Annotated in this window: 26 protein-coding genes and 1 pseudogene; 1 reads left to right on the top strand and 26 read right to left on the bottom strand. The window is 57.0% G+C overall.

Annotation, left to right across the window (positions count from 1 at the left end):
- Nucleotides 1-108: 108 nt before the first annotated feature.
- From cdd to metG, 4 genes are all read right to left on the bottom strand, one after another.
- Nucleotides 109-999: a cytidine deaminase gene (gene cdd, locus C7M51_RS09895; RefSeq protein WP_160621637.1), complete on the bottom strand. Its 891-nt coding sequence runs from the start codon at nucleotides 997-999 to the stop codon at nucleotides 109-111.
- A 148-nt stretch (nucleotides 1,000-1,147) separates the two neighbouring features.
- The gene (locus tag C7M51_RS09890) at nucleotides 1,148-1,840 is read right to left on the bottom strand and encodes a CidB/LrgB family autolysis modulator (RefSeq protein WP_160621636.1); all 693 of its coding nucleotides are present in this window, start codon (nucleotides 1,838-1,840) and stop codon (nucleotides 1,148-1,150) included.
- Entirely contained in the window at nucleotides 1,833-2,225 is a 393-nt protein-coding gene (locus C7M51_RS09885; RefSeq protein WP_160621635.1) for a CidA/LrgA family protein, read from the bottom strand. The genes C7M51_RS09890 and C7M51_RS09885 overlap by 8 nt, the downstream gene beginning before the upstream one ends.
- A 295-nt stretch (nucleotides 2,226-2,520) precedes the next feature.
- Nucleotides 2,521-4,551 carry a methionine--tRNA ligase gene (metG, locus tag C7M51_RS09880; RefSeq protein WP_160621634.1) on the bottom strand — a complete coding sequence of 677 codons (2,031 nt, stop codon included), beginning with the start codon at nucleotides 4,549-4,551 and terminating at the stop codon, nucleotides 2,521-2,523.
- Between the two features lie 212 nt (nucleotides 4,552-4,763).
- Between metG and apbC the strand changes: the two genes are divergently transcribed.
- Entirely contained in the window at nucleotides 4,764-5,876 is a 1,113-nt protein-coding gene (apbC, locus tag C7M51_RS09875) for an iron-sulfur cluster carrier protein ApbC (RefSeq protein ID WP_160621633.1), read from the top strand.
- A gap of 6 nt (nucleotides 5,877-5,882) precedes the next feature.
- Here the strand turns inward: apbC and fucO are convergent, their stop codons facing one another.
- The 22 genes and pseudogenes from fucO to C7M51_RS09770 form a co-directional block, all read right to left on the bottom strand.
- Nucleotides 5,883-7,031, bottom strand: coding sequence for a lactaldehyde reductase (gene fucO, locus C7M51_RS09870; protein ID WP_160621632.1), 1,149 nt, complete (start codon nucleotides 7,029-7,031; stop codon nucleotides 5,883-5,885).
- A 118-nt stretch (nucleotides 7,032-7,149) separates the two neighbouring features.
- A pseudogene (locus C7M51_RS22305) lies at nucleotides 7,150-7,817 on the bottom strand (Mom family adenine methylcarbamoylation protein).
- Nucleotides 7,810-8,007 (bottom strand): Com family DNA-binding transcriptional regulator, encoded by a 198-nt coding sequence (locus C7M51_RS09865; protein WP_160621631.1) that lies wholly within the window; start codon nucleotides 8,005-8,007, stop codon nucleotides 7,810-7,812. Before C7M51_RS09865 ends, C7M51_RS22305 begins: the two are co-directional and overlap by 8 nt.
- A 125-nt stretch (nucleotides 8,008-8,132) precedes the next feature.
- A complete protein-coding gene (locus C7M51_RS09860; protein WP_160621630.1) occupies nucleotides 8,133-8,561 on the bottom strand; it encodes a tail fiber assembly protein in 429 nt (142 codons plus the stop codon).
- Nucleotides 8,562-8,563: 2 nt separating this feature from the next.
- On the bottom strand, nucleotides 8,564-9,862 hold the full coding sequence (locus C7M51_RS22300; RefSeq protein WP_208852130.1) for a pyocin knob domain-containing protein: 1,299 nt from the start codon (nucleotides 9,860-9,862) through the stop codon (nucleotides 8,564-8,566).
- 2 nt (nucleotides 9,863-9,864) lie between these two features.
- Complete coding sequence (locus C7M51_RS09850; RefSeq protein WP_244323816.1) at nucleotides 9,865-10,449, bottom strand: YmfQ family protein; 585 nt, start codon at nucleotides 10,447-10,449, stop codon at nucleotides 9,865-9,867.
- Nucleotides 10,440-11,525 carry a baseplate J/gp47 family protein gene (locus C7M51_RS09845; protein ID WP_160621629.1) on the bottom strand — a complete coding sequence of 362 codons (1,086 nt, stop codon included), beginning with the start codon at nucleotides 11,523-11,525 and terminating at the stop codon, nucleotides 10,440-10,442. Before C7M51_RS09845 ends, C7M51_RS09850 begins: the two co-directional genes overlap by 10 nt.
- Entirely contained in the window at nucleotides 11,526-11,975 is a 450-nt protein-coding gene (locus C7M51_RS09840; protein WP_160621628.1) for a phage GP46 family protein, read from the bottom strand.
- Nucleotides 11,972-12,556, bottom strand: coding sequence for a phage baseplate assembly protein V (locus C7M51_RS09835; protein WP_160621627.1), 585 nt, complete (start codon nucleotides 12,554-12,556; stop codon nucleotides 11,972-11,974). The genes C7M51_RS09840 and C7M51_RS09835 overlap by 4 nt, the downstream gene beginning before the upstream one ends.
- Nucleotides 12,556-13,689, bottom strand: a complete 1,134-nt coding sequence (locus C7M51_RS09830; protein WP_160621626.1) for a phage baseplate assembly protein — start codon at nucleotides 13,687-13,689, stop codon at nucleotides 12,556-12,558. Before C7M51_RS09830 ends, C7M51_RS09835 begins: the two co-directional genes overlap by 1 nt.
- On the bottom strand, nucleotides 13,679-15,112 hold the full coding sequence (locus tag C7M51_RS09825; RefSeq protein WP_160621625.1) for a DNA circularization protein: 1,434 nt from the start codon (nucleotides 15,110-15,112) through the stop codon (nucleotides 13,679-13,681). Before C7M51_RS09825 ends, C7M51_RS09830 begins: the two co-directional genes overlap by 11 nt.
- 3 nt (nucleotides 15,113-15,115) lie before the next feature.
- On the bottom strand, nucleotides 15,116-17,089 hold the full coding sequence (locus tag C7M51_RS09820) for a tape measure protein (RefSeq protein WP_160621624.1): 1,974 nt from the start codon (nucleotides 17,087-17,089) through the stop codon (nucleotides 15,116-15,118).
- Nucleotides 17,090-17,220: 131 nt separating this feature from the next.
- A complete protein-coding gene (locus C7M51_RS09815; protein WP_160621623.1) occupies nucleotides 17,221-17,646 on the bottom strand; it encodes a phage tail assembly protein in 426 nt (141 codons plus the stop codon).
- 9 nt (nucleotides 17,647-17,655) lie between these two features.
- Nucleotides 17,656-18,012, bottom strand: coding sequence for a phage tail tube protein (locus tag C7M51_RS09810; protein ID WP_160621622.1), 357 nt, complete (start codon nucleotides 18,010-18,012; stop codon nucleotides 17,656-17,658).
- A 12-nt stretch (nucleotides 18,013-18,024) separates the two neighbouring features.
- On the bottom strand, nucleotides 18,025-19,539 hold the full coding sequence (locus C7M51_RS09805; RefSeq protein ID WP_160621621.1) for a phage tail sheath subtilisin-like domain-containing protein: 1,515 nt from the start codon (nucleotides 19,537-19,539) through the stop codon (nucleotides 18,025-18,027).
- Nucleotides 19,536-19,724 carry a DUF2635 domain-containing protein gene (locus C7M51_RS09800; protein WP_208852129.1) on the bottom strand — a complete coding sequence of 63 codons (189 nt, stop codon included), beginning with the start codon at nucleotides 19,722-19,724 and terminating at the stop codon, nucleotides 19,536-19,538. The genes C7M51_RS09805 and C7M51_RS09800 overlap by 4 nt, the downstream gene beginning before the upstream one ends.
- On the bottom strand, nucleotides 19,717-20,259 hold the full coding sequence (locus tag C7M51_RS09795) for a DUF1834 family protein (protein ID WP_160621620.1): 543 nt from the start codon (nucleotides 20,257-20,259) through the stop codon (nucleotides 19,717-19,719). Before C7M51_RS09795 ends, C7M51_RS09800 begins: the two co-directional genes overlap by 8 nt.
- Nucleotides 20,259-20,684, bottom strand: coding sequence for a gp436 family protein (locus C7M51_RS09790; protein ID WP_160623620.1), 426 nt, complete (start codon nucleotides 20,682-20,684; stop codon nucleotides 20,259-20,261). Before C7M51_RS09790 ends, C7M51_RS09795 begins: the two co-directional genes overlap by 1 nt.
- Entirely contained in the window at nucleotides 20,684-21,184 is a 501-nt protein-coding gene (locus C7M51_RS09785) for an HI1506-related protein (RefSeq protein WP_160621619.1), read from the bottom strand. Before C7M51_RS09785 ends, C7M51_RS09790 begins: the two co-directional genes overlap by 1 nt.
- A 59-nt stretch (nucleotides 21,185-21,243) precedes the next feature.
- Nucleotides 21,244-22,191, bottom strand: a complete 948-nt coding sequence (locus tag C7M51_RS09780; protein WP_160621618.1) for a Mu-like prophage major head subunit gpT family protein — start codon at nucleotides 22,189-22,191, stop codon at nucleotides 21,244-21,246.
- Entirely contained in the window at nucleotides 22,188-23,327 is a 1,140-nt protein-coding gene (locus tag C7M51_RS09775; protein ID WP_425280999.1) for a phage protease, read from the bottom strand. The genes C7M51_RS09780 and C7M51_RS09775 overlap by 4 nt, the downstream gene beginning before the upstream one ends.
- 209 nt (nucleotides 23,328-23,536) lie before the next feature.
- Nucleotides 23,537-24,007 (bottom strand): phage virion morphogenesis protein, encoded by a 471-nt coding sequence (locus tag C7M51_RS09770; protein WP_160621617.1) that lies wholly within the window; start codon nucleotides 24,005-24,007, stop codon nucleotides 23,537-23,539.
- Nucleotides 24,008-24,012: the final 5 nt, after the last annotated feature.

The following is a 24,012-nucleotide window of genomic DNA, read 5'->3' as shown; positions in this document are numbered from 1 at the left end:
TGTGCCACGATCCTAAGAATATTCTCGCAGAAGTACAGCTTTTGTTAACGTCTGATAACAAAAGCTGTAAATTTTTTTTGCATGCAGAAGGGATAACTTGTTGTCAGATTACGCTTTTTGCAGCGTAACCACGTCCAGCTGGTGACAGCCGAGCGCCTGTAGCGCAGCGGCAGTGGCGGGCTGCTGTCGCAGTCGCGCCTCGCTGTTTTCTGCCAGTACCGCACGGGTAATCTGCTGGCAGTTCTCGCCATGCATATTAAGTAAAATCAGCGCCGCCTGTAGCGGAGGCAGGCTGGGGTTAAAAGCGGCGTTCTCAATGTAACCACCCTGATAGCAGGTGCCGCTGGCGGTTTGCAACGCGATGCCGCTGTGGGCCTGGCTGTAAGGCGCATGGCTGCGGTTAGCGGCAGCGATAGCCATCTGCGTCAGCGCATCGCCCGTCAGACGATAGCCGTGATCGACGTTATCCATCACCAGCGAGGTGATATTTAAATCGCGCGGACCAAAGGCGTCAGGCAGGTAGTCTGCCAGCGTTGTCACCGGGCGGTTCGGCAGACTGATGCGCAGCGCCGTGCCGCTGTTCAGCTCATTCATAAACTGGCGGCAGTGGCCGCAGGGTGTGTAATTAACGGTGATGGTGGCCAGGCCGCTTTCGCCGCGTAGCCAGGCATGAGTGACCGCGCTCTGTTCGGCGTGCACGGTTTGCTGCATGGTGGTTCCGATAAATTCCATATTCGCGCCGAAATACCAGTGCCCGCTGTTGCCGCGCGCAATAGCACCCACGTCGAATAGCGATATCGGCGTAATGGCGCAGGCGGCGGCTAACGGCAGCAGCGCCAGCGCCAGCGCGTTTTCATCTAATCCGCTCTGCTGGCAAAGCATTTTAACCTGGTCAGGTGTAAAAAAAGCGGCGAAATCCTCAGCGTCCAGCATCGGAAGAAGCGCAGCCTGTAAATCAGCCGCTAAGCCAGCAAAAGCCGGGCGAAAACGTAAATGCATTGCATGCCTCTTATAACGGGATCTGGCCCCAAATTGTAAAGCACCGGAATGGGGTTATATGTGATCTTTGTCGCTACAGCAATGCAAGGCATGAAATGAAATTACAAATTGCGCGATCTCTCGCAAAATTTAGCATGATCGCTGTAGTCTAGCCGAACAGCTTCAGCACCAGCGGGAAAAGGAAGGGCGCCAGTAATGAGGTAATAATGCCGCACAGCACCAGCGCCAGCGAGCTAAAGGCCCCTTCCTGAAAATCGAGCTCGGCGCAGCGTGCAGTACCCAACGCATGTGAAGCGTTGCCGATTGCCAGTCCGCGTGACGCTTTGGTCTTGATCCGCAACAGGTTCAGCAACATATGACCGAATACCGCGCCGAGCACGCCCGCCATCAGTACGCAGATGGCGCTGATTGCCGGGATGCCGTGCAGCGAGGCGGAAACGGCCATCGCAATCGGCGTCGTAACCGATTTTGGCATAATGGTGGCGGCAATTTCCGGTGTGGCACCGAGCCACAGGGCAATCGCGGTGCCGGAAACCATGGCGGTCACGCTGCCGATAAAGCAGATACTGATAATGGATTTCCAGCGTGCACGAATCTGATGCAGCTGTTCAAACAGCGGTAGCGCCAGCGCCACTACCGAAGGCTGCAACAGATGATTAAGAATTTCACTGCCCTGAAAATAGCGCGCATAGGGCATATTGATCAGCAGCAGTAGCGGAATAATGATCGCCATCGAAACCAGTAGCGGGTTGAGTAGCGAAATTTTTACCCGCGCTGCCAGCCGTCGGGCAGCAAAAAAGACCGCCAGCGTCAGCGGCAGCGACCACCAGATATCACTCATCTTTATTTTCTCCGATAATCGGCCTGCCGTGCAGACGATGAGAACTGTAACCTACGATCACCAGTACCAGCAGGGTACTGATAACACAGGAAATAACGATAGGCCCAAACTGGGCAGTGAGAATATCGGTGTAGTTCATCACGCCGACGCTAATCGGCACGAACAGCAGCGCCATATAGCGAATCAGCAGGTGGCAGCCAGGTTTCACCCAGTTTAACGGCACAATACGGGTACAGAGCAAAATAAAAAGAATCAACATACCGAGGATGCTGCCGGGAATGGCGATCGGCAACAGCGAAGAAACCGCAATGCCGGCATACAGGCAGAGATAAATAATAATGAAGGCGCGTAGGTAGCACCAGCAGGCAGAGAGCACGTTGGACATCGCAGACTCCTGTTTTAACTACAAATCATCATACGCTGAATCGCTTAACTGTGCTACCGATCACATTTATGTGCAAGGTGATGAGTGGCCTGGGCGAAGCGGCAGGGCTTTAGATAATGATAGTGTGCTAAATAAGAATATCGAAATATTAACGTGCAGATATGAAAGTAAAACGCTGGGTGTGGCGACTGATAAGAAGACAGAGAGGGATATCGCCTCGCCCGAGTGGGCGAGGCTTGCTGCAATAAAGGCTTTCCCATCGCTGAAGGTGGAGAAAACCTTATTACCGCTACGTTTATTTCACCGGCATACCGGGCTGTGCGCCGCTGTCTGCACCGAGGATAAAGAGATCTTTACCGCCCGGTCCGGCAGAGAGCACCATCCCTTCCGAGACGCCAAAACGCATTTTACGCGGTGCGAGGTTAGCGACAATAATAGTATGGCGGCCCACCAGTACCGACGGATCGGGATAAGCAGCACGAATGCCGGAGAAGATCTGGCGCGTTTCACCACCGACATCCAGCTCCAGACGCAGCAGCTTATCGGATCCTTCAACCAGCTCGGCGGTTTTGATCAGCGCCACGCGCATATCCACCTTCGCGAAATCGTCGATGGTAATGGTTTCGGCGATGGGATCTTCAGCCAGCGGGCCGGTTGCAGCCGGTTTCGCGGCGGCGGCGTCCTCTTTCGAGGCTTCAATCAGCGCATTCACCTTCGGCATTTCGATACGGCTGTAGAGCGCTTTAAACGGCGCAACGTCATGATTCAACAGCGGCGTATGAATCGCATCCCATTCCAGCTCGGTTTTAAGGAAGCCTTCAACGCGCTCGCTTAAGCTGGGTAACACCGGTTTCAGCCAGGTCATCAGCACGCGGAACAGGTTGATGCCCATGGTGCATATTGCCTGCAAATCGGCATCGCGGCCTTCCTGCTTCGCCACTACCCACGGTGCCTGCTCGTCCACATAGCGGTTTGCTACATCTGCCAGCGCCATAATTTCACGAATGGCACGACCGTATTCGCGGCTGGCCCAGGCTTCACCAATGCTTTCCGCAGCATCGGTAAAGGTCTTATACAGCGCCGGGTCTGCCAGCGTATCCGCCAGTTTGCCTCCGAAACGTTTAGCGATAAAGCCCGCGTTGCGGGACGCGAGGTTAACCACTTTGTTAACGATATCGGCATTAACGCGTTGCACGAAATCTTCCAGGTTCAGATCGATATCATCGATGCGTGATGAAAGCTTCGCCGCGTAGTAGTAGCGCAGGCTGTCGGCGTCGAGGTGCTCAAGCCAGGTGCTGGCCTTGATAAAGGTGCCGCGCGACTTGGACATTTTGGCACCGTTAACCGTCACGTAGCCGTGTACGAACAGGTTGTTCGGCTTGCGGAAGTTGCTGCCTTCCAGCATCGCGGGCCAGAACAGGCTGTGGAAATAGACAATGTCCTTACCGATAAAGTGATACAGCTCGGTGGTGGAATCTTTTTTCCAGTATTCATCAAAGTCGAGATCGCCGAGCTTGTCGCACAGGTTCTTAAAGGAACCCATATAGCCAATCGGCGCATCCAGCCAGACGTAAAAGTATTTACCCGGCGCACCTGGAATTTCAAAACCGAAGTAGGGCGCATCGCGGGAGATATCCCACTGTTGCAGGCCCGATTCAAACCACTCCTGCATCTTATTCGCCACCTGCTCCTGCAATGCGCCAGAGCGGGTCCAGGCCTGTAACATTTCGCTGAACGACGGCAGGTCGAAGAAGAAATGTTCGGAATCGCGCATAACCGGCGTTGCGCCAGACACCACCGATTTCGGATCGATAAGCTCGGTTGGGCTGTAGGTGGAACCACAGACTTCGCAGTTATCGCCATACTGGTCGGCAGCTTTACATTTCGGACAGGTGCCTTTCACAAAGCGATCCGGCAGGAACATGCCTTTTTCCGGGTCGAACAGCTGCGAAATGGTACGGTTTTTAATAAAACCGTTCTCTTTCAGGCGGCCATAGATCAGCGCCGACAGCTCACGGTTCTCATCGCTGTGCGTAGAGTGATAGTTGTCATAGCTGATGTTAAAGCCAGCGAAATCTTGCTGATGCGCCTGACTCATCTCGGCAATCATCTGTTCCGGAGTGATACCCATCTGCTGCGCTTTCAGCATAATCGGCGTGCCGTGCGCGTCGTCAGCACAGATGAACCAAACCTGATTGCCGCGCATTCGCTGGTAACGGACCCAGATATCGGCCTGGATATGCTCCAGCATATGGCCAAGATGGATGGGACCATTTGCGTACGGCAGAGCGCACGTTACCATTATTTTTTTCGCGACTTGAGTCATAGCGGGACACGTTTCTTCTGGTTAAAAAGGGTCTTAGATGGTAACCGAAAGCTTGACCCGGCGTAAACAAAGGGATGATCGCATTGCCAGGCAAACACGCTTTGCCTGGGCTTCTGGTATGCTTAAGCCGAAACTGATTATATCCGGCGGGCCTGGCAGCGGAGGCTGGTTGCGCGTTGGATATAATATAACCTGAACGATAAGGAGAAGGGATGAGTTCACAATCCCACGGGGCATTTTCGCCCGACACGCTGCGCGCTATGGTCGCCGGCATCTTGGCCACTTTTGAACATCCGACGCTGAAGCATAACCTGACCGCACTTAAGGCATTACATCATGTGGCGCTGATGGATGGCACACTGCATATCGACATTAAAATGCCTTTCGCCTGGGGCAGCGGCTTCGAAACACTGAAAGAGCAAGTCAGCGCTGAACTGCTGCGCATCACCGGCGCGCAGGCGATTGACTGGCGGCTGAGTCACGATATCGCCACCCTGAAGCGGGTAAAAAATCAGGCGGGCGTTAACGGCGTGAAAAATATTATCGCCGTCAGCTCCGGCAAAGGCGGCGTCGGTAAATCCAGCACCGCAGTGAATATGGCGCTGGCGCTGGCTGCTGAAGGGGCGAAAGTCGGCATTCTCGACGCCGATATTTACGGGCCATCTATTCCCACCATGCTTGGCACTGAAGATCAGCGTCCCGCCTCGCCGGACGGCAAGCATATGGCACCGATTATGTCGCACGGCCTCGCCACTAACTCCATCGGCTATCTGGTGACGGAAGATAATGCGATGGTGTGGCGTGGTCCGATGGCCAGCAAGGCGTTGATGCAGCTATTGAATGAAACGCTATGGCCAGAGCTCGATTATCTGGTGCTGGATATGCCGCCGGGTACAGGCGATATTCAGCTGACGCTGGCGCAAAACATTCCGGTTACCGGTGCACTGGTGGTGACGACGCCGCAGGATGTTGCGCTGATTGATGCGCGTAAAGGCATTGTCATGTTTGAGAAAGTTGAGGTACCGGTACTGGGCGTGGTGGAAAATATGAGCATGCATATTTGCAGCAACTGCGGTCACCATGAACCGATCTTCGGTACCGGCGGTGCGCAGCTGCTGGCGGAGAAATACCATACCCGTCTGCTCGGTCAACTGCCGCTGCATATCCATCTGCGTGAGGATCTCGACGTTGGCGAGCCGACGGTTATTCGTCGACCCGACAGCGAGTTTACCGCGCTTTACCGTGAACTGGCGGGTAGTGTTGCGGCGCAGCTTTACTGGCAGGGCGAGGTCATTCCAGGCGAAATCGCCTTCCGCGCCCTGTAAGCCTTTTTACAGCGCCTGCTGATAGAGTTCCCGTACCTGCTCACGCGTAGCGGTGCGGGGATTCGCTGGCGCGCAGGGATCGGCCAGCGCCTTGTCCAGCCAGTTTTCGATATCTTTCTCTTCAATGCCCAGTTCGCGGAATCCGGCGGGGATACCAACCTGACGGGCAAGCTGACGCAGCGCTTCAATCGCGGCGTGGCTGGCGGCTTCCTCATCCATTGCCGACGTATCAACGCCCAACGCGGTGGCGATGCGGGCGAAACGCGCTACGCTTGCCGGACGATTAAACGCCGCGACTACCGGCAGCAGAATCGCGTTGCAAACACCGTGCGGCAGGTTATGGGTAGCACCCGGCTGATGCGCCAGCGCATGCACCAGCCCCAGGCCCGCGCTGTTAAACGCCATCCCTGCCAGATATTGCGCGCAGGCCATCATTTCCCGCGCTTCGCGGTTGCTGCCATCTGCTACTGCGACCGGCAGCCAGCGATGAATCAGCCGGATAGCTTCCAGCGCGTTAGGATCGGTCAGCACGTGCGCGCCTTTGGAAACGTAGGCTTCCAGCGCATGTGTCAGCGCATCCATACCGGTGGCGGCGGTAACACCTGCCGGAATGCCCAACATGACGCCCGGATCGTCAACGGCGATATCGGGGATCAGGTGGCTGTCGATAATCACCTGCTTAACCTGACGCGCGCTGTCGGTAATCACCGCGTTGCTGGTCGCTTCAGCGGCGGTCCCGGCGGTGGTATTGATGGCTACCAGCGGTACGCCTGGCTGCTTCACCTTACCGACGCCCGCGTAATCAACCGCTTTGCCGGGATTGGCGGTAAGAATTTTTATTCCTTTCGCGCTGTCAATTGGGCTGCCGCCGCCGAAGGCAATCAGGAAATCGCACTGCTGCTGGCGAAAAGCGGCCAGACCCGCCTGCACCTGTTCTTCAGTAGGATTCGGTGCCACACCGGTAAACAGGGCGTAAGGGATATTCTGCCGTTGCAGGCTGTCGGTCAGGCTGCGTGTCAGGTCCAGTTCAGCCAGCTGCCCGTCGGTGACGATCAGCGCCTTGCCCCATTTTTTTTGTGCCAGCAGCTGTGCCAGATCCTCAATGGCCCCGTAGCCATGCAGGCTAATGCCCGGTAACGCCAGTAAAAAGCTCATCTTTATCTCCCACGATTAGTTACGCGGATGCCAACGGCATCCGGTGTAGCGGTTCACAAAAAGCGCGAACGCGATTCAAAAAAGATGCGACAACCTGAATTGTCGCATTTTAACTGAACTACACCACTACAACCGGTTCGGGTTTCGGGTATGGTTGAACGTGAAATAGCTTCGTGTTTAGTCGCTTTCTTGCTCGCTTATTGATAAATCGGACGTATCTAAACTGCTTAAATTTGTGCACCGTTGCACGCTCTCGGTTAGCCCTCAGATGCCGCCCACGCTCACCAGAGCGATTCACAGCGTTCATTGCTATCTCGTGATACCACTCGCCGTCCAGCTCATAAAACTTCCTGTAGTGGCTTCCTATGAATTCAAAATTAGAGGCCTGGTAAACCACACCCGCACGCCCGCAGCGCTCATCCGCGAATGACTGCACCCACTGAACAGACGGATGAAGCTGCTTTATCGCCTTTAGCGAATAGCTGATCGCCCTTGACTCAGAATTGCGAGGCATACAGTCGTGCAACCACATCCGGTTGAGCTCCATATATTCCCGATTACCCGTTCCCAGTACCACTCGCCGACCACTGTTCGGTTCATGGCGTAGCCGAACTGGAGCACACCAACCAGATCACGCCCGGAGAATACCCCCAGATGCAGGTATGAATTATTAACGAAACGGCCTGAATAATGCTTTGCGACAACGATAGCTCTTGCCAGCCAACAGGGGATAGTCTCGACCCTTAGTTCGTGTGAACCGTAACCGACTACCTGGCCGTCATACATGACGGGCGCAGGCTTGGTTAGTACGCGTGATTTGTTCTCTTTTCCCACTATCTTGTTCTTGCCCTGTGGGATGCTCTGCGGCATTCGAGATTGATATGAGACGTTTGCAGCGCGGGCACTTGACCTCTACGCTATTAAAAACGCCCTTAAACAGCAACTTATTGCAGTTCTTACAGCGGATTTCTTGCATTTTTGACCTCCGTTATAATTTAATGGAGGTCATTTTATTTACGCCTGTTAGTTGGCGGGGTTTACTACATCATAATTGATCGATATCACCGATCAATTATTCGTTAATCGATCGGTGTTGGTGTTTTATTCGGGTGTTTCGGGCCACTCAATGTCCGGGGCCACGCTGGTGTCCACACGGTTCAACAATACCCGGTATTTTTTCCAGGCCGTCTGCAACGCGGTTTCTTCGTCTGTGGCAATGTCGAGGTCTACGGCATCCTGTAGCGGTGCAATAGCCGCCGCTGCCGCCGCCAGCAGGGACGATTTTTTAGATTCCGCATTCGCTATCAATTCATCCTGCGTAGGCGCTGGCTGGTCACCCCACGCCGGTAGCCCATCATCACCCGTCACCATGATTTTTCCTGCCGGGGCCGGGGTGGAGCCAAATTCCTGGTAGATTTCGTCACTAACAGGCTTGGCGTCATCCGGCCACATCCCGACGTCGTTGTAATCGCTAAAAAGTGACCCCGGGAATAGCAGGTTTTTTGATGTGCTGTAGTAGTACTGTTCCATAATTAATATCCTGTAGCCTCAAAATACACACCAGAGATTCCGTGGTAATCCCAGTTAGCACAAGCTGCAACTTTCATCTGTGATTTGCTGATTGCCTTACCGTATGCAGAAATAATTTCTGTGGAGTTGTTTCCGGCCTGAGAAATGGCCGTAACACTCATTGATGCGCAGGCGCTCGGAAATGGAATGGGGAAATTTGCAGTGACTACTGTATTATCACCAACATTGACGATCCCCCATTGTCTGATAATTCCGGTTGTTGTGTCTTTGTGCCAGCCATTGGTTGCTTTTGAAGCGGTATTTTTGAGCTGGTAGCGACCATCACTTTCGCCTTTTGAGTATGCGCCAACATCACTTGCTGAAGGCTTATTCCCGGTGGAGTAAATTGTACCTGCTACCGATGGAACATTGAGAATTTTTTGTCCATCGGTTGAACCTTCTTTTCTGAACGCTATATACAAACTACCGTTACCTTGCTCAATTAGAATATTACGACCTACAGTGCCAGTCCCCACTCTTGTATCGGTTAAACCTATGCCAGGATACTCCTTAGTTATAGATACGCCAGCGCGGAAAGTAACACCGCCCTGGAATGTACCACCATTAGTCGCACTGACCGCATCAACATCAGATGCTTTTGGTTTATTTTGAGTGTTATATTGTGCTGCCCACGGACTCCAGTTAACCGTATTCGAAGGTTTACCTCGTGAGTATATCTGGCCTGTAGAGTAGGTAACATAAATTTGCGCCACAACAGAGTTTTTCAGCACGAGCAACGTCCCGGCCACCGACTCAGGGTAGTTGGTGCCTGACGTTGCATTAGTATTCAGATTCTGATAGTAAATGCCAGGAGTCTGGTATGTATTCAGGTCGGCGCCAGCCCCAATAGCAGTAGACAGACCAAAGATATCCTGTGACGTGACATTAACATTCCCTGTCAGCGAATGGCCATTAATGGTTGTGGTTTTAGGCACGCCATTAAGGTTATCCAGAGCAGCTTTCTGTGCCGATGCGCCTTTATCTTTAATCTCACTTAGCAGGTTATCGCGTAGCAGAGCGTTTTTATTGACGATGGACTTAATTGCTGCGGCTAACTGATTAAGCTGCGTTTTAACCGGCGTAATTCCGCTTTCCGTTAAAACATTTAATAGCTCGGCCTGTACGATATTAAACCAGTCCTGTCCCGGCCAGCTTGGGGACTGAGTACCTGCCCCCTCTGTAAACCAGCGCGTGGTATTATCCTGCATGGCGCCGACTGCGGGCATTGACGAAACGCCGCTGTTATTGTCCAGGTGAAACATAATTATTCCTCGTCGGGATAAATAAATTTATAAATCTGGTGAGCCGGTTTATATTTTTCCAGCAGACATTCCAGCGCGCCGGAGTCATAAACCCGCAGCGGCGTTAAACAGTTATCCAGCACGGTAGCATTGCGGTAGCTGACGCCGTTTTTAACATTGACGTTGGTGGTATATTGCCCCTCGTCAGAATCCGTTAACTCAACGTCATAGCCATATTGCGCAGCCAAATCCTCATAGAACGGACGGCACAGGCTACCCACCATTTTTAGCTTGTTATCCGCCGCAAGCTGGCGGGTGTTAATCGTGCCGGTTTCGCTGGTGCAGTCCGGTAGCCCCAGAAACCGCTCCCAGTCCTCCAGCAGCAGCGTTGACGTTATCGGAAACCGTTCATCCAGCATCCGGGTAGCTACGCTGTCGGCGGTTTTGAGCGAGTCAGACAGCGCTCCGGCCAGCGCGGCCAGCCTGCTTGATGGCGCCTTATTCCATGCCCGGCCCACAGGCAGCAGTTGCAGAAACGCAGTCTGATACGGCGTCAGATATTCAGCCTGATCGCGCTCATCAATCTGCATATCGTTATCTACAGCCATGTGATTTCGCCCACCGTCAGCAATTCGGTTGCTTCGGAATACAGCACGTCATCGGCAGGCGAACGCAGCTTAAAGTCGGTCAGGCCCGATACTTTAGCGATAGCCCGGATAATATGGGACTGCGCGAGGGAGCCGCCCGGCTCGGACTCGTTATAAAACAGCGATACCAGCGCGCTTTTTACGGCGTTTTGCATGGCCTCGGTATTCGGGGAAATTAATATTTCCATATCCACGGGCTTTGGCGTGGCCGCAAATACCGTAATAACAATGCCGTCCGGCGCGCCAACAATTAACCCTGTTACCGGGTCTTTATGCGAATAGATATATTCCGAAACGCGGGTAATATCCGCCTCTTCGGGGAATATATTGTCGTTGTTATCCATAACGAACGTCACACCCACCGTGCCGCCGCCTTTCCAGGTTGGCAGGCACCAGGCGCGGGTTACGCCTGTGCATTCACGCGCCCAGCGCACATAATCATATTTATTGCCACCGAACGGCGGATACTGGACACGAAATTCCAGCCGGGCCAGCAGCTCGCCGACGCTTTCAATATCCGCACCGCCGACAATCCCCGCAGTGGTGATACCCTGCGCGATAACATATTCCAGCGGTGTGACCAGCGTCAGCGCCGTACCGGCAGCAACGTTGCCACCGGCCCCGGCATTAATCGCCGTGAGAACGACATCCAGTGTTCCGGCAGCACCTGCGCTTGCCGCTTCGGTGTTGATATACAACTCGCCGTCAGCGCGCTGCCAGCGCGTATTAGCGGGGATGGTGACGGCATCCGTCACCGTCATTGTGACTGTGCCACTGGCGGCGGTCGCCTGCTTACGGCGCACGCCCCAGTGCTGGCAGTGTTTCAGCAGTTCGGCTTCGTCGGCATCGCTGGCGATAATCTGGCGGCTCACCCACGACACATGCTCATGAACACCCGCCGCCAGCCCGGCATTAGCGTAGGCCAGTGCCCCCAGGGTGGTTTCGTTGGCCTGCGGCCAGGTGCCCGGCAGGCGCTGCTGAACGTTCTGTTCTGTACGGGCGATCAGGTCAGTGAGGCCCGGCGCTTTATACGGCATTTAAACCCCGCTAAAACTGGCTTTAAAAGTGAATGGTTGGGTGGTGCCGTCCGGTAACGACAGTTCAATTTCAAGCAACAGCATTTCCTGCCCGTTCTGCCTGACGCGGCTCGCGTATACCGCGATTTTTGTCACGCGTCCGGCGGCTTTCAGCCACTGCAACGCTTCCAGCGCGTAAGCCGCTGCTCTGTCCAGAACAGACTGGAGCGTCTTTTCACGCGAGAGCAACCACAGCCGCGAACCGATTGGCCTGTCGCGATAGCTGTCGCCCCACCAACCCCGGCGATCACCATCTGAGCCGGGCAGCTCGTCGGAATCCTGCGCCCGGCGGTCAGTAAACAGCGAAATAATCACCGCTGTCGTCAGTGTGCTGTCGGTGAGCATATCGATACCGTCCAGCGCGATATCCCCGAGCCCGTTGTCCCAGACGATCGCAATATCTGTCGTCATTGCATCGGCCCCGTTGTGCCGTCACTGTCGCCCTTGTGGGTGTGTTTGTCGGTCGATTTGCCGTTAATAATCGCGTCGGGCGCCGTGATATGGCTCTTAAACTGGCTCTGCCCCGTGACGGTCAGCCCTTTCTGAATCTCAACGTCGCCGGTAATGACAGTTTTCGGGGTATCCAGTGTTACGCTCTCATCGGCGTACACCTCGACGGTTTTACAGGTAATAATCAGCCGCCCGTCCTGGGTCAGGCGCAGCCGGTGCCCTTCGTAGTGATAAAGGCCAGTGTCGCCCGCTTCAAGCCCTGTAGGCCGATAGCGGCGGTCTTCAACCACCAGAGCGACAGCATGGTCGCGGTCAGCCCCGACACAGCCAATAATCGCCTCAGCCCCGGCGAGCGGGACGCTAATCAGCCCGTAGTTCTGGAGGCGCTCAACGTCATCCGGGGTTTCGTCATCGAGCATCGACACCTGGACGTTCTGCGCCTTCAGCGAATCATTGACCATGTTCACCACGGCGCGGCCCAGCATCAGGCGTACACGGCGCATAACCGGGGCCAGCATACGGCTCAGGGTCATATCATTCATTACGGGCGTTTCTCCGGGTGTTTGCGATAATATTCTTCGACCAGAGCATCAACGCCGCCGCTGGACTCCGCTTTTTTGTTCTTACGGCCTTTGCTGTCCGGCTCAACCGGCACCAGGTACGCATCGCGCGGTCCCAGGGTGAGCGTGGTTGTCAGTCCGTCCCGATCGTCGAGCGACAGCACGGCCTTGCTGACCAGCAGCGGCCCGGTTGTGATACCGAATTTCGACGCGTCGATATCGACCAGCACATTAGGCAACCAGATACTGCCGTCCCGGCGCTGCCAGCCGTCCAGCTTTGCCTCAAACTCAACCGACTTTGCCAGGCGGCGGCGCTGCTCACGAACGGCGCGGGCGGTGGCCGTCTGCCCGGTGGTTTTGCTGTCCGCAAGAATGATTGTCGGACGGTAGCGGGTGACTTCCGGGTCAGTGGTACTGCCTTTCTGGCTGGCAATAGCGGCGGCTGTCTGTGTGTCGCCGGTTTTGCCGCTGGCGCGCCCGTGACCAACAACGCGGTACTCGCTGAACCGGTCACGAAAATCCTCGTTGTAGTCCAGCTCCAGCAGGTTATCGCCCAGCACCAGGGTGTCGCTGTACGCCGCGTCTGCGTGGGTGAAAACCAGATCGCCTGCGGCGTTGGTTGTCATCAGTACGCCACGGGCACGGGCAGCACGGCCCAGCGCCTCGTATACCGTCTCTGAATAGTCCAGGGTGAATGACGGAAACGGTGCCGCCGATTCGCTGTCAGTCAGCTCCCGGCGCACAGCAATGCCGTAGGGCGCGGTCAGGTCGCTGGCTATCTGCTGTAACGTCCGGTTCTTCCACTGACCACCCTTGTAGATGGCGGCGCAGTCCACCAGGTCAGCGGTTTTGTCGCGACCGGTGATCGTAATTTTCATGCTGTCCGCCTGCATCTGGCGACGGCGCCCGTCGGTGTAACCGGTAATCACAACGCGATCGTCAATCGTCAGCGTGAACGGCTTACCCGGCGCCAGAGACGACAAATCCGTTTCCACCTGAACGTTAACGCCCAGGTCGAAATAGCCGCTCAGGGACTCAATCGAGCGGTTGATCGTAATCGACGTCCACCCGGTAAAAATTTTGCCGTCCACGCGCAACGCAACGTCATTCATCAATCACCTCGATATCCACACCACCCGGCACAAACAGCGGATTGTCGACGCTGTTACGCCGCGCCAGCCTCTGCCACTGCTGCGCGCTGCCGGTCTGACGGTACAGCGTCACCAGCGCGGGTTCAGTTCGGGCCAGCCGGACAGAACTCACACCAGACAGGCGTAGCCCGCGATGGCGTAAATCCTGCACCGTCAGCAGGCGCAGGCGGGTAATCGCAGCGCTGTCTGTTGCATAACCGGAATCTGCCGCAGTCAGTGCCGCCGCATCGAGGGCGTTACCGATATCAACGGCGACCCGTTCAATGTCGGTGCGGCTCTCGAATTGCGGCCAGTCACTTTCAATCACGCTGACGGTACTCTCTGAGGTTACCGCCGTTGAGCTGGTCGCTGGGATTATTACGTCTGACACACTGGCAGCAGAGGCAACCGAGCTTGCCGTAGTGGCGTCGGCGGTCAGTTGCGGCGCATGAGGGGTAACGTCCACGCTGTCGGCATCGATGGCCTGCGTCAGCACGCCGGAGGCCGCTGCCGCCTGCCCGGCCAGCGCGCCGGTACTGGCAACGTGGAACAGCACGGCCACATTGCTGACGGCGGCGTCAGGGATGTGGGTGACATCAACAGAGGCCTGGCGTTTGTTGAGATGCACGCCCAGACGCTCGTAAGCCCGGAATGCGTTTGAGGCGTCGCATATATTGGACAGGCCATCGAGCGCACCGAGGACATTTGCCGCCAGCAGCGCGGGGGCGTTCAGCATCCCTTCGGCGGAACCTTTTACCGCAGCCACGGCGCCCAGCAACTGATTGACGTCATCGAGCACGCCGATATTCTCCACGGCATCATAAACGTCATCAAAAACGCCAGTGATGGCGTTCAGTACAGCGGTTGCGCCCGCCGTGCCTTCCTGCACGGTTTGCCATGCGCTGGTCAACGTATCGCCCAGGCTGCCAAAGAGGCTGTCCTTCTGGTTGGCGACGGCGTTTGCCGTGTTCTGCGTAGCCTGCGGCGCGTTGTCTGTCGCCGCAGGGTATACGGTTATCGTAAACTCATAAATGTTTAGTTCGTCAGCGCTGCTGCGGCATTCGAACGAGTCCACCATCACCTGCTGAGTGCCAAATTCCGGGTGAACAAGTTCGGCGCTGCCCGCGGCCTCCAGTGCATCAATCAGGGCGTCGCGCTGCGTGCTGGCGCTGTTGCCGAGCACAACGGCGGTAAACGTCCGTTCACGCAGTTTACGACCCAGATCGTTGGCGCCACCGGTATCGCGTAGCGGGTACTCGCGTTTGACGATGCGACGCCCACCGCTTTGCTTCTGCTCACGGTAGACCAGGAACGGCACCCCACGCAGGCTACCGGTGCCGGTGACCGCTCCCCTCAGTCCGAGGGAATCACGGGCGCTGTTAATTGCAGCTACTGTGCTTTCAAACATACGTTAAAACCCCGGAATAAAATTGGAGCCGGTGTAGACATTCAGCCCCATCCCGGACTCGTTAACGGTCGTGCTGGTCAGGCGCAGACCATCAGCCAGCTCGACCTGAAGCCGCGCATTAGCCTCAACTTTCTGCTCCTGCGGTGGCGCCGGGTCTTTGTTGTCCCATTTGCTGTACATGTCAGCCACAAAACCACCGAGATAGTCACCCACGACGCCGCCCAGCGTGGCACCCGCAATAGTGCCTAACGGCCCGGCAATAGAGCCGATTGCACCGCCCACCCAGGCGCCCGCCGTACTGCCCACTGCACCGCCTTTGTCGTGGAGACTGGTATTCTCATCAAGCAGTGTGGGGGCCAGCATGACGGCACTGAGCGCGGGGCCACCCAGACGGCGGGCAAGGCCACCGCCTGCCTTGCCGAGCCAGCCCAGCGCCTGCCCACCTTTCGCCGCAACCCGGCCCACAGCCGTACCGCCCAGCCACTTACCCGCCGAGCCGAGCCAGCCGCCCACAGCCTTACCCGCGCCGGACAGCGCATTCCCTGCGCCACTGAATAAACGGGAAACAATGTTTGCTTTCTTCGGTACGGCGGCTGGGAGTGACGGTGATACCGGAACGCGACGGGGTTTATTTCGTCCCGGGCCGCGCTTACGTTTCCCTTCGCCGGTGTAGACATCGCCGCCACCCATGCCGCCGACAGGCCAGTTGGTGACAAAAACCTGCTGTACCAGTTGAGGGTTGGGAATGACACCGGGCAGGCCCGGAGCACCACCGCCATTGCGGCGGTTACGCATCCACTTATAGGCACGGTACGGTGTCCGAATGGGCCAGCGAGCCAGTTGCCAGGCAGGGCGCGCCAGACTGGCGCCAGCGCGCAGCATCTTATTAGTCAGCCAGATACCGCCGATAACTGCCGCCAGCTTCTTGAGGCTGACGATGTTATCGTCCACCCATGACAGCGCCTGTCGCCCGACGCTCAGGGCGCTCCAGGCTTTGCGGGCGCCGCTCTGAATCGCGTCAAACGTTGAGTTAAAGCGGGCGGCCAGGCGGTCGGTGATGCGGTCAAGCTCGCTGATTCCATGGACGTCCGGCTTGCTGATACGGTCATACCAGGCCAGCACGCTGCGTAACTGATTTTTCAGGCGCTCAAACGGCCCCTTGTTCATCAGCTTGTCGGCGAACCCCTCCCAGACGTCGCCCATCTGGGCGGTCAGGCCCGTCCAGGAGTTCATGGCGTTCTTTTGTGCGCCCTTCGCTTCATCTTTTAGTAGCTGAAAAACCAGGCCAATTGATTTAGCCCCTAGCTTTCCAGTCTCCCCAAGCCTTCGGACTTCCCGCTCTGATTTCCCTGTGGCTTCAGCCAGCGTTCTGTACACATTAATGCCGTACCCGGTCAGGATATTGGCATCGGCGGCGGTAATTTGCTGACGGGCAAACATCTGCTTGAGCTGCATCGATGCGCCCTGGGCGGCGCTCAAATCCCACCCCTTGAGTGCGCCCTGATCTTCCAGCATGGTGATAAAGTCCTGAGCGCCTTTATCCGTCATGCCGAACGCTTTGGACGAGGTGAATTCCTGCATCACACCCGTTAAACCCCAGGTGCTGTCCTTCGCGTTCTGGATAGCCCAGGCCATCATTTGCTGGGCGTGGGCCTTGTCGCCCTTGTACAGTGAGTTCAGCGCAATACGCTGGTTTTCACGGGTCGCAGCGATATCGATAAAGAACTTTTTCGCTGTGTAACCGGCACCAGCCAGGCCCAGCGCACCCGTTGCGATGCCCCTGAATGCGCCGGTAGCTTTAGCGCCGAGACGGTCTATGGAGTTGGAGAGTTCAACAACACCGGCGCGCATACTGCGCATGGCTAACCGGCTGCTGCGTGCCATTGAGCCGATGTTGCCGGAGAACTGACGGGAACGCTGGGCGATGTTGCCCATCAGGTCGATAATGATTGATGCGCGTAGGTTTCGCCCGGCCATGTGATTATTTTCCTTTGGTGATTTTTTCAGCCTGCTGGCAGTACCGGAAAAGCCTTGATAGCGGCTGGGCCATCGCCCACTCGGGGCCACCTTTCATGATGACCCCGACCGCTATCGCAGCCCGCTCGACATCATTCCGATACCGCAGCCACTCGCCCCCGTTCTGACGCCAGCTTTGTCGCCGCTGCGGAGTCTTTCATCTCGGACGCGATGGTCAGACGCTCAAAATCGCCGGTTGACAGTTTCTTGAGCATGACCACCGACAGCGGCCCCTTGATGCAGCCCACGCTGCTAATCTGGCGGCGTAGCAACTCGACACCCATTTGCGCCGCGCTGGACACCAGTTGCGGGCCGTTGCGGGTTTCGACAACGCGTTCGGATGCGAGCTGTGCGTCAATGATGTCGCCCGCCGTCAGTTCGCGAAACGTGACGTCATACTGCATTTCAGCGTCTTCACCGGTGCCGTATGGCAGGCCATCTGCCAGGCGAAAACCGCCGTTTTTAAGCTGCTCCAGAATTTCCTGCTCCAGCATTACTGCTTCATCCCGTTGTGACATGGTTTCCCCTTATGCGATGCGCTTACTTTCTTTTGCGGTGAATGAAATGGAGATTTCGCCCCCATCGTTTTTCGGCTCGTCTGACTGCCAGGCATTCGCCATGAGCCAGGTTTCGCCCGTATCCGCCTGGAATTCGACGGTGACGTTATCCCAGGCGATGACTTCATCCAGCCCGATATCCCCGCCGCCCGGAATTTTGCATTCCACTTTCGCGGCGCGGGGCTTGCCTTTCCAGCCATAGACGCGGGAGCCAATAACATCCTCGCGGGTGGTGCCGGACGGGGTGAATGATGCCCCCTCCATTGTTTCCAGTTCGCGGCCATTCACACGGATGAACGCAACGCCCTGGCGCTGATTTCCTGCCATAAATCCTCCTTACTACAGGATGAAGCGGAGCTGTTCCGCGAAAATTCTGAACTGGTTAATCAGGTTCGGCCCGGCCAGCACATCGATGCGATTACGGTCGCTGCTGTTGCGCGTGACCAGCAACTCGTCCTTGTACGTGTCGAAGTCTTCAACCAGCCCGGCAAGCTCCCATTCCTGGAACAGGGCCAGCAGCTCAGTTTTGATAATGGATGGCGTCACAACCGCCTGACCCGGCGCAAAGTTCGTTCCATCATCGGCCAGCTTATGGCGCGGGAATTTCTGGGTGATGCGCACACGGGTTGAGTAACGCAGATAACTGAGCGTGGCGATGGTGTTCACGTCCAGGTAGGACGGGTCAGGGTCGCCGTAGCTGTTTGTGCGGTACATTGTGATCAGACGTTCAATCTGCACCTCGCCACCGTCATTCACGGTGAACGTTGAGATGCCGTCGAACAGCAGCGAATTACGCTCGGCCCACGTAAAGCGGTCTTTCAGCTCAGGCGGCATCAGGCCCGGAATCGTCAGCGTCTGGAGCGGGCGCGCCGGGTCAATCGTGAGCGATGCAGCAGCAACCGCGCAGAGGCTGGCGCACCAAACGTACTGCGGCTGTGGTGTGGCCGGAACGCCCAGGCAGCAAATCAGGTGATCGTTACGGCTCAGACCAAACTCAGTCAGTCCGCCAAGAGTGCCGTGGTACGACGTCACCGCGAAGCCGTCCGCCTGATTCACTGGCCCCCAGCGGTCTTTCAGCTCGGTGCGCAGCAGGTTCAGGTTAGGCTCATCGAGATACGGCATGACGATGTATTTGTACTGCTGCTCGCCCATGTTCGCGACAGCCGCCGCAATGCTCGGGTTATCCGTTGCACCGGCAGGATACGTAACACTGGCATTAATGCTGCCCGGCAGCGCCTCGCCACTGTAGTAGTTCCAGCGGACGTCCGTTGGCGCCGAGCGCCCGGCAAACTTTGCCGTCAGCACGATATCGGCGTGTGTGTCATCGCCATCATCGCCCCCGGCATCCGGCACGACCTCCGCCGTTACCGGCAGGTCTGAGGTGCCGTTAATCAGTTCCGCCAGTGCATCGGCAATCTGTGCGCCGGTATCATCCGTCAATACAGAAACCGCCAGGCGCGTACCACCAACATAGGTCACCAGCACACCGCTGCCGGTGGCCGTACCATTCAGATTGATGGTTGCCGCCTCTGTGCCGCTGCCGTCGCCCTGCGGGATGCACCACAGCTCCGCCGTGCGGTTGATATCCAGAAACGACTGGCACATCAGGTGCATCATGGAGCCCTGACCAAATGCCGCCGACGCCTGAGACGCGGAATAGATGCGAAGGGGTTGATCGTTAATCGCTGACCCCACAGGCTGGCCGTCTTTGGTTGCGCGCTGGCCGAACATCAGCACGCGCTGGCGCGGCTGCGGCGTTCCGGTTACCGCGTTGCTGTTATCGAATTCGATGTAGGTAATCGGTACGCGCAACTCACCGGCGCCGGGAACCTCGTTGAAAGAAATATCGCTCATTTCGCTTTCGCCTTTTTGGTTTTCTGCGTGGACTCAATCACCACCACATCACCGGCAGCGGCACGGCGCAGCCAGTACGCATTGCGCGGCTTGCTGGCACCCGCTTTGGGTAACAGCTTCATTGTGCGCGGGTCGCGAACAGATCGCCCCGGCGCTGGCCTGATGAAAAACAGGTCTTCAGCCATCGTTATTCTCTCTCTCGTTTACGTTGATATGGGCTGCAAATTCCGGGGTGCCGTCCGGCAGGCACCACGTCTGCCAGTGCCGTTCGAAGTCATCGAGCGAGCTGGTATCTGTGTCATCCGGTAGTGGTGTCCGGGCACTGAAATACAGGCCATACAGGGCGACGCCCTGACTGCCCTGGGCGTCGGTATACAGGTTTTGCGCTTTAGTCAGCGCCAGCCCTGTTGACGGCCCGAATGAGCGGCCATTCACACTGGAAACCAGACGCTCGACAATCTGGTACACGCCGAGACGGTCAGCCTCGCGCCCGTTGAGCAGCTCTGCGGCCACGTAGAACACCCAGCGGCTTTCCACCTCGCGGCGGGTACGCCCCTCACCGCAACCGAGCCAGGCCAGATAGACCGCAGGCGGAGACATCAGAATCCGGCGAATATCGATATCCGACCAGGTACCGGGGTGGGTATCGACCTGGCGCAGCGTGGCGCCGAATACCTCACGAACGCGGGCCAGCAGGGCGGTTTCCGTTTCCCCAATCATCAGATAAACCCCCGTTGCTTACGTGAGAACACCAGCGGATCGGCCACCACCTGCGCCAGATTTTCACTGTCCGGCGCGGTGGCCGTATCAGCGTCAACGCCGAGCGGGGTTTTGCCATCGCGGACGCTTTCGAGCCAGCGTACCGCGTCTTTGTAACGCTGCGTGGCCTGCTCGGTGGCGCGCATGTCGTTAAGGTAATACCAGGCAATGACGCAGCACTGCTGCGCCAGCGCGCCGGGCACCACGGACAGCGGCAGCGTGTAGCGGGCGGAGATATAGCTGTCAATCAGGGCGCTGGCGTCATTCAGCGCGTTCTGAATAATCGCATCATCAGGCTTGCCGTCTTCGGTCTTGCTACTGGTGAGCAGGTCGAGGTTGCGGCGCTGGTAACGCAGACACATATCGCTGACCGTGGCGTACATGATTAACCCTCGTTGGTTCCGGCCAGAGCAGCTTTCAGTTGCTCGCTGGTGATGGTTTCACCCAGCGCGTCACAGACCGCCGCCACGCGCGGGGCGCCTGCCCTGGTAAAGTGCTCAGGGTTACCTTGCTCAAGTCCTGCAATCGCCGCCAGAATACGTGTATTAAGCTGGACAGTATCCACGTGCTCACCATCTAACTGGGTGGCGATTCCCTCTTCAGGCTTCACGTCGTCCATGACCAGAACGTCCATCCCCCGCGATTCACCGTCCGGCGACGCTGGCGTTTCAGATACCACAGCGACAGAGAGCACCGGGTCAGCTTTAAGCACGGCGAGCTGTTGAGCGGTAACGCCGTCAATGGTGCTTTTACCGCGAACCAGTGAATAACCCGCACGGCGGTAGACCGGGCGCGGACATTTGACTTCCACACAACAAAGCGCTGCGCCGCTTTCCTGAGCCCCATCGCCAGCATTGCCAGCGCTGTTTTTAATTTCGTCAGACATGACACAGATTTCTCCTTTAAACAGGGATTAAAGGCGGCGTGAACCGCCTTTAAATGGGCTTACAGGTAGTCAGCGACAATCAGTTTCAGCTTGCCTTTCATCTCGTTAGAGACGGTGGTATTCCCCTCTGCAAACAGCTCGCGGTTCAGCAACTGCGTGGCCTGTTTTTCCAGACCGGCTGGGACAACAATGTGCGTTGGTTTCAGGCCGAGTTTTTTGCCGCCATCACCTTCAAAGCCACGCATCATCTGCCAGCCACCCCAGAGATTGCCCAGGGTCAGGTCACCCTTAACGGCGACGGCCATCTGCCAGAAAGAAAACCCGGCTGCACGGCGGGCACTGGCACCGAACAGGAATTCGTTTTCCATGAAGACGTGATCGTCGGTTACGCTGGTTTTCGTAATGAGCTCGGGCTTGCGGCGCTCCTGGAAAATCAGTGGTTTTACAGCTCGGGAGCAGTCCAGCAGATAGAACGGCAGACCTTCCCACGGCACATCCTCACCATCAGCATTCTTACCCGGCGCCTGAGTCAGGATGTTGGAGACATTGACCACCGTACCTGTCCCATCCACGTTCGGGTAAACCGGGTGCTCGTCATCAAAGAAGTTCTGGCCGTCATAGCAGGCCTGGCTGAATCCGTCTTTCAGCAGCGCAAACACCAGTTCGTCCGGCTGAACACCCGCAGCGCGGCCCATCTCCTGGAAAACCGGGCGATAAACTCCCAGGTTGTCATCCTCAAAATCGTCGCGGGGGATGCCGACGGTGCCCTGGTAGGTTTTGTTGGTGATGGTGTAGCCATGCGCCTGCATCTGCTGGATGGTGCGCTTACCAACCCACTCGACCAGCGACGGGAATTTACCCAGCCAGCCGTATGTGTTGGATTTAGATGATGACGGTACTGTCATCGCAATTTCTGCATACTGTGACGGGGCATCGCCCAGACCGCCCTGAAAATCCTTGCGGTAGGTGGTCATCAGTGCAGAGATTGAGGCCGGGGTAACGATCATGCCTGTTCATCCTCTTTGAGTTTCTGATACTCCGCATCGGTGATGCCGAGCGCTTTAGCTGCCGCTTTCTCATCTGCTGAAAGCGCTGCCAGCCGCTCTTTCTGCGACTGCTCCACGCCTGGCGTGGTGACGGTCTGCATGGCAGACAGCGCGGCGATAGGCTGCTTCTGGTCGAGCTGCGCCGAGAGCGCGGCAACGCCAATCTGCCCGCCGAGCTGCTCGAAGTAACCACGTTCGCATTTGAAAATGCGGCCTTCCTGTTCGGCTTTATCCAGTACGGCGGACAGTGTGGCAGTGGAATGCTGGCCGCTTACTTCCGCCAGTTGCTTACGCACGGCGTTGTAGGCCTCGACCGGGACATACTTCGTCAGGTCAACGGCACCCGCTGACGCAGTTCTGGCGGTTTCCAGTTCGGCAGAGAGCGCCGCGACCTTGCCCGCTTCAACTTTGATAGCGTCGAACGCGGACAGCGCAGCCGTTGCCTGCTCGTCAGTGATTTCCGCTTTTTCGGGCACGGTAATGCCCAGACGCGCCAGCAACTGACGCAGCTTTTCGTTCATGGGGTGGTTCTCCTGTTGAGGTGAATCGTCGGGGAATTTCGCAGCCAGCGCCGCCAGGCGTTTCATGCCCGTCGCGCCGGGGTCGTTTGTCAAAGCAGCCATGCGCAACGACGTTGGCTCGCCGTTGGCGGCATAGGGGAATACAGCAGAGAGATAACCGAATTCCCCGTTGTCGATACGCTGGCGGGCAACGGGCGTCCAGCGGGGCCTGATGAACAACCCCTCGTTTTCGCGCCACTGCATTTCGTCAGCGTTAAACCAGCCAGCAGCCGCCAGAGACTCCGGAGGGAGCGCAATATCCTTCTGCATCTTGCGAAGCTGGTTGTGCTCGTAATCAATCAGCACGTCCTGGCCGAGGGCACGCACGCCAGCAATCAGCCGGGCGGCGATATCGGCATTCATCAGCCAGCCTTCCGGCACGTCTTCCGGACGGCCATCGCGGGAACGGAACCGACCGGCAGGCAGCAACTGATACCAGCCATCATCAACGGCGGTCGCGGCCAGCATGGCAATACCGACAGGGGCTTTTTCTGCTCCGGCGTTCAGAATGGCGACGGCGATAGCGTTTTTGTTCATGGCCTGCTCATGTAAGTGACTGAGCGGCCATTTTCAGCGGTACGCGTGAGGGGATGGGTTTATTACGTTTGACTACTGACAGAGGGGGAAACAGCGAAAAAATGGGAAACGGGGCGGGAGGGTGTCGCGGGTCGCGTTCAAACCCCGTTTAATTCGCTCTGAGAGCGTTTAAAAGATTGCGGGCACCTCATTGCGCGCCCTGAATCGTATCACGCCCCTGTGGCGCGTTCAGCGCGTTTTTTGATGGCGTTGAAGATATCCGCCTCGCCAGGCTTATCCAGCCCCATGTACGGACGCGCAGGAACCGCTGCCGGGCCGGGGGGCATTCCGGCAGTTCCCCCCCACTGGTGGATAGCGGCGTATACCTTCGGCGAACCAATCAGGGCATAGTCCGGGCCGTAATCGGTTGTAATGCTGCGGGCAAGGTCGCCATTCAGCGTCAGGATTTTCCCCGGTGTGTAGCCGTGCCGCTCGCGCCATGCCAGATATGGGTCGCTCCATGATGACCAGTGGTTACCCGTGATGGGATCGGCTTCCTGCTCGAATGCCTGTTCGGTGGACGACAGCAGCGCCCCGGCAGCGATGCGGGGAATCTCCCGATCGTTCGCCATAGCGCCCAAACCGGCAAAGGCTGTCTGGATGCGGCGGACATCCACAACAACCGCTAAGTCGATGCTCATTTACT

The sequence above is a fragment of the Mixta intestinalis genome (genome assembly GCF_009914055.1).
GTDB lineage: Bacteria > Pseudomonadota > Gammaproteobacteria > Enterobacterales > Enterobacteriaceae > Mixta > Mixta intestinalis.
Note: the sequence above shows the minus strand (reverse complement) of the source record. Positions and strands in the feature narration are given on the sequence as shown.

Coding starts and splice junctions, on each gene's coding strand:
- C7M51_RS09840 (WP_160621628.1), bottom strand. CDS start 11,975: ATGACGACAGATATTGCGATCGTCTGGGACAACGGGCTCGGGGATATC.
- fucO (WP_160621632.1), bottom strand. CDS start 7,031: ATGAGCTTTTTACTGGCGTTACCGGGCATTAGCCTGCATGGCTACGGG.
- C7M51_RS09850 (WP_244323816.1), bottom strand. CDS start 10,449: ATGGCTGTAGATAACGATATGCAGATTGATGAGCGCGATCAGGCTGAA.
- C7M51_RS09775 (WP_425280999.1), bottom strand. CDS start 23,327: ATGAACAAAAACGCTATCGCCGTCGCCATTCTGAACGCCGGAGCAGAA.
- C7M51_RS09845 (WP_160621629.1), bottom strand. CDS start 11,525: ATGCCGTATAAAGCGCCGGGCCTCACTGACCTGATCGCCCGTACAGAA.
- C7M51_RS09820 (WP_160621624.1), bottom strand. CDS start 17,089: ATGGCCGGGCGAAACCTACGCGCATCAATCATTATCGACCTGATGGGC.
- C7M51_RS09810 (WP_160621622.1), bottom strand. CDS start 18,012: ATGGCAGGAAATCAGCGCCAGGGCGTTGCGTTCATCCGTGTGAATGGC.
- C7M51_RS09780 (WP_160621618.1), bottom strand. CDS start 22,191: ATGATCGTTACCCCGGCCTCAATCTCTGCACTGATGACCACCTACCGC.
- C7M51_RS09860 (WP_160621630.1), bottom strand. CDS start 8,561: ATGGAACAGTACTACTACAGCACATCAAAAAACCTGCTATTCCCGGGG.
- C7M51_RS09800 (WP_208852129.1), bottom strand. CDS start 19,724: ATGGCTGAAGACCTGTTTTTCATCAGGCCAGCGCCGGGGCGATCTGTT.
- C7M51_RS09795 (WP_160621620.1), bottom strand. CDS start 20,259: ATGATTGGGGAAACGGAAACCGCCCTGCTGGCCCGCGTTCGTGAGGTA.
- C7M51_RS09770 (WP_160621617.1), bottom strand. CDS start 24,007: ATGAGCATCGACTTAGCGGTTGTTGTGGATGTCCGCCGCATCCAGACA.
- cdd (WP_160621637.1), bottom strand. CDS start 999: ATGCATTTACGTTTTCGCCCGGCTTTTGCTGGCTTAGCGGCTGATTTA.
- C7M51_RS09835 (WP_160621627.1), bottom strand. CDS start 12,556: ATGAATGATATGACCCTGAGCCGTATGCTGGCCCCGGTTATGCGCCGT.
- C7M51_RS09785 (WP_160621619.1), bottom strand. CDS start 21,184: ATGTCTGACGAAATTAAAAACAGCGCTGGCAATGCTGGCGATGGGGCT.
- C7M51_RS09890 (WP_160621636.1), bottom strand. CDS start 1,840: ATGAGTGATATCTGGTGGTCGCTGCCGCTGACGCTGGCGGTCTTTTTT.
- C7M51_RS22300 (WP_208852130.1), bottom strand. CDS start 9,862: ATGTTTCACCTGGACAATAACAGCGGCGTTTCGTCAATGCCCGCAGTC.
- metG (WP_160621634.1), bottom strand. CDS start 4,551: ATGACTCAAGTCGCGAAAAAAATAATGGTAACGTGCGCTCTGCCGTAC.
- C7M51_RS09825 (WP_160621625.1), bottom strand. CDS start 15,112: ATGTTTGAAAGCACAGTAGCTGCAATTAACAGCGCCCGTGATTCCCTC.
- C7M51_RS09805 (WP_160621621.1), bottom strand. CDS start 19,539: ATGAGCGATATTTCTTTCAACGAGGTTCCCGGCGCCGGTGAGTTGCGC.
- C7M51_RS09815 (WP_160621623.1), bottom strand. CDS start 17,646: ATGTCACAACGGGATGAAGCAGTAATGCTGGAGCAGGAAATTCTGGAG.
- C7M51_RS09885 (WP_160621635.1), bottom strand. CDS start 2,225: ATGTCCAACGTGCTCTCTGCCTGCTGGTGCTACCTACGCGCCTTCATT.
- C7M51_RS09865 (WP_160621631.1), bottom strand. CDS start 8,007: ATGCAAGAAATCCGCTGTAAGAACTGCAATAAGTTGCTGTTTAAGGGC.
- apbC (WP_160621633.1), top strand. CDS start 4,764: ATGAGTTCACAATCCCACGGGGCATTTTCGCCCGACACGCTGCGCGCT.